Consider the following 7,031-nt stretch of genomic DNA (forward strand, 5'->3'; position numbering starts at 1 on the left):
CCCACCTCGCGGCGGCGCACGCGGGTGCGCGCCCGGTCGGAGGCGCCCGTCATGTCCTGCCCGCCGATCTCGACCGTGCCGGCGTCGGGCACGTCGAGAAGCCCCGCGATGTGCAGGAGCGTCGATTTCCCCGCGCCCGAGGGGGCGACCAGCGCCGTCACCTCGCCGGGCGCAAGGGCGAGCGAGGCGCCGCGCACGACGCGGATCTCCTTCTCCTGCCCGCGGTTGTAGGTCTTCTCGATCCCGGAGAGGCGCAGCGCCGGCTCACTCATAGCGCAGCGCCTCCACCGGGTTCATGCGCGCCGCGCGGCGCGCCGGGAAGATCGTGACCACGAAGGACAGCCCGAGCGACAGCGCGACGGCAGAGAGAACATCCGCCGTCTCCAGCTTCGCGGGCAAGTGGTAGATGCCCCGCAGCGAGGGATCCCAGACGCCGCCGCCCGAGAGGTAGTTCACGGCAGCAAAGATCGGGTCGATGTAGGTCGCGAAGACCACGCCGAGGATCACGCCGGCGAGCGTGCCGATCAGCCCGGTCGCCGCGCCGCAGATGAAGAAGACGCGCAGCACCGCCCCCTCGGTCAGCCCCATGGTCCGCAGGATGCCGATGTCGCGCCCCTTGTTCTTCACCAGCATGATGAGGCCGGAGACGATGTTCATCGCCGCGATGAGCACGAGGATCGAGAGGATCACGAACATCACGTTGTCCTCGACCTCGAGCGCGCGCAGGAACGACCCCGAACTGTCCCGCCAGGTCCAGAGCTGCACGGCGCCGCCGGCCGCCTGCCGGATCGCGGGGCCGTAGGCGTCCACGCGGTCGGGGTCGCGCACCATGACCTCGATCTCGTCGGCCACCCCCTCGCGGTTGAAGTAGCTCTGCGCTTCCGCGAAGGGCATGTAGATGCGCGTGCGGTCGATGTCGTAGCGCCCGGCGGTGAAGATGTAGGCGACCTCGTAGGTCTTGACGCGCGGGCTGGTGCCGAAGGCGGTCTTCGCGCCCTCGGGCGAGATCAGGCGGATCGTGTCGCCCGGCGCGAGGCCGAGCTGGCGCGCGATGCCGGAGCCCAGCGCGACCCCCTCGCCGAAGCGGGCGATGTCGCCCGCGCTCTCCTCCGGGTCGGCGATGCGCGGCAGTGTGGCAAGGTCGTCGGCCGCGATCCCGTAGACCTCGGCGCCGGTGTTGCGCTCGTTCGCGGCCGCCATCACCTGCCCGCGCACGAGCGGCGCGGCGCGGGTGACCGCCGGCAGATCGGCGATGCGCGCCGCCATCCCCTCGTAATCCTCGATCGCGCGGTCCATGCCACCCCGCGCGCCCGCCTCCGGCATGGCGTAGACGGTGACATGCGCGTTCGCACCAAGGATGGTGTCCACGAACTCCGCCCGGAAGCCCGAGCGCACGGCGAGCGTGGCGATCAGCGCGAAGACGGCGAGCGTGATGCCGATCAGGCTGATCCAGGTCATCACAGAGACGCCGCCCTCGGCGCGGCGCGCGCGCAGGTAGCGCCAGGCGATCATCCATTCGAAGGCGGCGAAGGGGGGCGGCGTGCGGGCCATGGACGCTCCGATCAGGGTGCGCGGACCTTCTCCCGAAGCCCCGGGAGGGTCAAGCGGGCGGGGCGCTCATCGGCCTTTATCGGAGCCTCTTCGCGCAGGGCGCGCGCCTTGCCGGCGGAGATCCTGGCGCAAGGGGCCGATGCGCCGGACGTCACCGCGCCGTCGCCCACAGGCCCGTCGGGCGCGCGCTGTGCCGCCCGTCCTGCGCCGCGATGCGCGAGCGCCGCGCGCCGTCAGGACAAGACACCGGCGCAGCCCTGTCCGCATCCGTCACCGCGTCGTGCGGTGCAGGCCCGCCCGCTCGCGCCATACGCCCGAGCGAGACGCGCCCGCGCGTCACACCGTTCAGCGCAGACCCGTCTCTTCGAGGAGCCCGAGGCGCTTGGCCTCGTAATAATAACCGCGCGCATACCACATGACGGCATCGTCGATGTCCCCGCCCGAGACGAGCCACGCGCCACGCAGGTAGCGGCCGGCGTATTTCAGGTTCACCTCCGGATCGAGCAGCGCGCGCGCCGGGCCCCGGTGGCCCATGCTGCGCGCCGTCGCGGGCAGGATCTGCATCAATCCGTAATACGGTCCGGCCGGGTTGAGCGCGTCTGCGCGGTAGTCGCTCTCACGCTGGATGACCCGGTGGACGAGCGCGGGCGGAATGTCGTGGCGATCCGCCCATTTGTTGACGAGACGGCGCATCTCCGGCGTCTCGCCGGGGTTGAGCGGCGCGCGCGTGGCGGCAGACATGGTCCCCACCTGCGCGCTGTCGCGCCCGCCCCCGCAGGCCGCGAGCGGCAAAAGGACGAGGCCGAGGATTGCGCGGCGGCTCGGATGGCGCATCGGGCCTCTCCCGTCAGTGATAGACAATACTGTACCGCGCGCGCCACCGCGGGGCAAACGCGGACCCGGCGCGCGGCGCGGACGGCGTCTTTCCGCTGTCAGCCGAAGCGCGGCGGGCGACCGGCGGCCTGCGCCGTCACCGCTTCCCTCTGGTCGGCACCGCCGATCAGCCCGGCTTGTTCGCGCGATTCGGCCATCAGCACCTCCGCGGCCGCCGCGCCGCTCTCCGCCAGGCCGATGAGCCGCTTGGCCGCGCGCACGGCGCTCGGGCTCCGCCCGGCAATCTCGTGCGCGAGCGCCTCCGCCGCGGCGAGGGGATCAGGCGCAAGCTCCGTCACGAGGCCGAGCCGCGCCGCCTCCTCGGCCGGGACGGGCCGCGCCGTGTAGGTCAGCCGCCGCAACGCATCGCTCCGCAGAAGGCGCGGCAGAAGGACCATGCCCCCCATATCCGGCACGAGGCCCCATTTCATTTCCATCACGGCGAGTTCGGCGTCCGGCGCGGCGATGCGGATGTCGGCGCCCGCCGCGATCTGAAGCCCGGCACCGTAGACAGGCCCCTGCAGCGCGGCGATCACCGGCACCGGCAGACGATGCCAGACGAGCGCGGCCTGCTGCCAGCGGTTCGCCGCGCCGTGCGTGCGCGGCAGGATCATCTCTTCGGGATCGCCCGCCGCCATCTCGGCGAAGCCCGCCACGTCGAGCCCCGCGCAGAAGGCGCGCCCCTCGCCCGCAAGCACGACGGCGCGCACGTCGGCGCGGTCGACCTCCGCGCCCGCCGCGATGATGGCCTCCAGCATCTCGGGATCGACGGCGTTGAGCTTCTCGGCCCGGGCGAGCGTGACGCGGGCGACATGCTCGGCGATCTCGACGCGGACGCGGGTCATGGGGCGGCCTCCTCTTCCGGTGTCATCATGGCGCGCCATGCAGGGGAAAACCAGCCGTCTTGCCCGGGCGCGCGCGCCGTGCCACACCTTCGCCCCATGACGTTTCCGCGCTTCACCCCGCTCCTCGAGAGCCTGCCCGCCACCGTTCCCTTCGTCGGTCCCGAGACGCAGGAGCGGGCCCGGGGCCGCCCCTTCGACGCGCGCCTCGGTGCGAACGAGAGCGTCTTCGGCCCCTCGCCCAGGGCAGTCGCCGCGATGCAGGAGGCCGCCGCCGACGCCTGGAAGTACGGCGATTCGACGAGCCACGACCTGCGCCACGCGCTCGCCGCGCATCACGGTGTCACGCCCGGGCACGTCATCGTCGGCGAGGGGATCGACGGGCTGCTCGGCTATCTTGTCCGGATGCTCGTCGCGCCCGGCGACGCGGTGGTGACCTCCGAGGGCGCCTATCCCACCTTCAACTACCACGTCGCGGGCTTCGGCGGGCGGCTCCACAAGGTGCCCTACCACAATGACCGCGAGGACCCCGAGGCACTCACCGCGCGGGCGGCAGCGGTGGACGCGAAGCTCCTCTACCTGTCCAACCCGGACAACCCGATGGGCACCTGGCACGGGCCGGAGACGGTTCTGGCGCTTCTCGACACGCTGCCCGCGGGCTGCCTGCTGGTCCTCGACGAGGCCTACATCGATTTCGCCCCCGCGGGCACGGCGCCCGCGATCGACCCGGACGACCCGCGCGTCATCCGGATGCGCACCTTTTCCAAGGGCTACGGCCTCGCCGGGGCGCGGGTGGGCTACGCACTCGCCGCGGCCCCGCTGATCGCGGCCTTCGAGAAGATCCGCAATCACTTCGGCATGACGCGCATGGCACAGGCGGGCGCGCTCGCCGCGCTCGGGGATCAGGATTGGCTCGCGCATGTGATCGCGGAGACGGCGAAGGGGCGGGACGGGATCGCGCGCATCGCGCGCGAGAACGGCCTCGCCACGCTGCCCTCGGCGACGAATTTCGTCGCGGTGGACTGCGGGCGCGACGGCGCCTTCGCCCGCCGGGTGCTCGAGGGGCTCGTCGCGCGCGGCGTCTTCGTGCGGATGCCGGGCGTCGCGCCGCTCGACCGCTGCATCCGCGTCGCCGCCGGTCGGCCCGAGGACCTCGCCCATCTCGCGCGTGCCCTGCCCGAGGCGCGCGCCGCCGCCGCCGAGGAGGCGCCGGCGGAGGGGTGACGCCGGAAGCGGCCCCTGGCCGCGCCCGCGCGCTTGGGGCCGCCGAAGTGCCGCGGCGGACGCGCCCGCCGGCGCGACGCAGGCCGGCCTTGACCCGATCCGCCCCGTCTAGGAAGACCACCCACGAAACGCGGGACACCGACACGACGGAGGAGCACGGCATGCGGCGCAAGCTCGCGGCAGGAAACTGGAAGATGAACGGCTCGCGCGCGGCGCTCGCCGAGATCGCGGTGCTCGCCGAGGCGTATCCCGCGCCGGCGTGCGAGATCGTGATCTGCCCGCCGGCGACGCTCCTCGCGCCGGCCGCCGCCCGCGCCGAGGGCACGGCGCTGCGCCTCGGCGGGCAGGATTGTCACCCCGAGCCCGCAGGCGCGCACACCGGCGACATCGCGGCGCCGATGCTCGGCGAGGCGGGCGCGGCCTACGTCATCCTGGGCCATTCGGAGCGCCGGGCCGACCATGGCGAGACGAGCGCGCTCGTGCGCGCGAAGGCCGCCGCCGCGAAGGCCGCGGGCCTCACCGCGATCGTCTGCGTCGGCGAAAGCCTCGCCGAGCGCGACGCGGGCGAGACACTCGCGGTCGTCGCCGCGCAGATGGCCCGCTCGATCCCCGACGACGCGACCGCGGAGGCGCTCGTCCTCGCCTACGAGCCGGTCTGGGCCATCGGCACCGGCCGCACGGCGACGCCCGCGCAGATCGGCGAGGTGCACGATGTCATGCGCGCCGAGCTCACCGCGCGCTTCGGCGCCGGGACGGGCGACGCCGTCCGCCTGCTCTACGGCGGCTCCGTGAAGGGCGCGAACGCCGCCGAGATCTTCGCCGTCTCCAACGTGGACGGGGCGCTCGTCGGCGGGGCGAGCCTGACGGCCGCGGAGTTCGGGCCCATCGTCGCCGCGCTGGAGGCCGCGGCGGCATGAGGCGCCGGCGGGCAGAGCTGGGCGCGCTCGGCGCGGCGCTGCGCGCCGGCGCCCTCGCGGCGGCGGCGGTCTGCCTGCTGCCGATGGTGGCCGTCGCGATCGCGGCCGCCACCGGATCGCTCGACACGCTCGCCCATCTCGCCGACACGGTGCTCTGGCGCTACACCTTCACCACGCTGCAACTCATCGTGCTGGTCGCCCTCGGCACGGCAGCGGTGGGCACCGGCGCGGCGTGGCTCGTGACGACGACGCGCTTTCCCGGCGTGCGCCTCTTCGAGGTGGCGCTGGCGCTGCCGCTGGCCTTCCCGGCCTACGTGATCGGCTACGCCTACACCGACTTCCTCGACCACCCCGGCGCGGTGCAGACGCTTCTGCGCGAGGTGACGGGCTGGGGCCCGCGCGCCTACTGGTTCCCGGAGGTGCGCTCCACGGGCGGCGCGGCGGTCATGCTGATCCTCGTGCTCTATCCTTACGTCTATCTCCTTGCCCGCGCGGCCTTCCTGCAGCAGTCGGCGACCGCGAACCTCGCCGCGCGCGCGCTCGGACAGGGGCCCTGGGGCGCCTTCTTCCGCGTCTCGCTGCCGATGGCGCGCCCGGCGATCGCGGGCGGCGTGCTGCTCGCGGTGATGGAGACCATCGCCGACTTCGGCACGGTGAGCTACTTCGGCGTGCAGACCTTCGCCGTCGGCATCTACCAGAGCTGGTTCGCCATGGCCGACCGCGCGGCGGCCGCGCAGCTCGCGCTCTGCCTGCTGGTCTTCGCGCTCTTCCTCGCCGTGCTGGAACGCGTCACCCGCGGCGACGCGCGCCACCACGACACCGGGCGGCGCCACGAGGCCCGCGCGGCAGTGCCGCTCACCGGCTGGGCGGCCTGGGCCGCGGTGGCGGTCTGCGGGGTGCCGGTGCTCTTCGGCTTCCTGCTGCCCGCGGGGCTTCTCCTGGAGATGGCGATCGGCTCCGGACAGGACCTGCTGTCGGACCGCTACCTCGGCTTCGTCCGCAATTCGGTCATCCTCGCCGGCACGGCAGCCGTCGTGACGGTGGGCGCGGCGGTCCTTCTCGGCGCCTACCAGCGGCTGGAACCCGGACGGCTCTCGACCGGCGCGGCGAGCGTCTCGCGGATCGGCTACGCGGTGCCGGGCGGCGTCATCGCGGTAGGCCTTCTCGTGCCCTTCGCGGCACTCGACAACGCGGTCGACGCCTTCATGGAGGCGCGCTTCGGCATCGACACCGGGCTTCTCTTCACCGGATCGATCTGGCTCCTCGTGGCGGCCTACACGATCCGCTTCATGGCCGCCGCGCTCAACACCTACGACGGCGGGCAGGCAAGCCTGAACACCAACATGGATGCCGTGGCGCGCACGCTCGGCGCGACGCCGGGTGCGCTCGTGCGTCGCGTGCACCTGCCGATCCTGCGGCCCTCCGTGCTGACCGCGCTTCTGATCGTCTTCGTCGACGTGATGAAGGAGCTGCCCGCCACGCTGATCATGCGGCCCTTCAACTTCGACACGCTCGCGGTGCAGGCCCACCGCCTCGCCGCCGACGAGCGTCTCGCGGGGGCCGCGGTGCCGAGCCTCGTGATCGTCGCCGTGGGTCTCCTGCCGGTCGCGCTCGTCTGTCGCTC

7 protein-coding genes are annotated in these 7,031 nt (G+C 73.2%); 3 read left to right on the forward strand and 4 right to left on the reverse strand.

Going from position 1 to position 7,031, the window contains the following annotated elements:
- The 4 genes from ACESL7_RS10910 to ACESL7_RS10925 all read right to left on the reverse strand — a co-directional run.
- On the reverse strand, nt 1-272 hold a 272-nt coding region (locus ACESL7_RS10910; RefSeq protein WP_372893353.1), incomplete at its 3' end, for an ATP-binding cassette domain-containing protein.
- Entirely contained in the window at nt 265-1,551 is a 1,287-nt protein-coding gene (locus ACESL7_RS10915) for a lipoprotein-releasing ABC transporter permease subunit (protein WP_372893354.1), read from the reverse strand. The genes ACESL7_RS10910 and ACESL7_RS10915, both read right to left, overlap by 8 nt.
- A 345-nt stretch (nt 1,552-1,896) precedes the next feature.
- Nucleotides 1,897-2,385, reverse strand: a complete 489-nt coding sequence (locus ACESL7_RS10920; protein WP_372893355.1) for a lytic transglycosylase domain-containing protein — start codon at nt 2,383-2,385, stop codon at nt 1,897-1,899.
- Nucleotides 2,386-2,483: 98 nt separating this feature from the next.
- Nucleotides 2,484-3,269: a crotonase/enoyl-CoA hydratase family protein gene (locus ACESL7_RS10925; RefSeq protein WP_372893356.1), complete on the reverse strand. Its 786-nt coding sequence runs from the start codon at nt 3,267-3,269 to the stop codon at nt 2,484-2,486.
- Nucleotides 3,270-3,365: 96 nt separating this feature from the next.
- Between ACESL7_RS10925 and ACESL7_RS10930 the strand changes: the two genes are divergently transcribed.
- The 3 genes from ACESL7_RS10930 to ACESL7_RS10940 form a co-directional block, all read left to right on the forward strand.
- Nucleotides 3,366-4,490, forward strand: a complete 1,125-nt coding sequence (locus tag ACESL7_RS10930) for a pyridoxal phosphate-dependent aminotransferase (protein WP_372893357.1) — start codon at nt 3,366-3,368, stop codon at nt 4,488-4,490.
- A gap of 161 nt (nt 4,491-4,651) precedes the next feature.
- A complete protein-coding gene (gene tpiA / locus ACESL7_RS10935; protein WP_372893359.1) occupies nt 4,652-5,407 on the forward strand; it encodes a triose-phosphate isomerase in 756 nt (251 codons plus the stop codon).
- Nucleotides 5,404-7,031 (forward strand): ABC transporter permease (locus ACESL7_RS10940; RefSeq protein ID WP_372893358.1); only part of this gene is annotated, 1,628 nt, incomplete at its 3' end. The genes tpiA and ACESL7_RS10940, both read left to right, overlap by 4 nt.

The organism is Rhodosalinus sp. (assembly GCF_041685465.1).
In the GTDB taxonomy this organism is placed as follows: Bacteria; Pseudomonadota; Alphaproteobacteria; order Rhodobacterales; family Rhodobacteraceae; genus Rhodosalinus.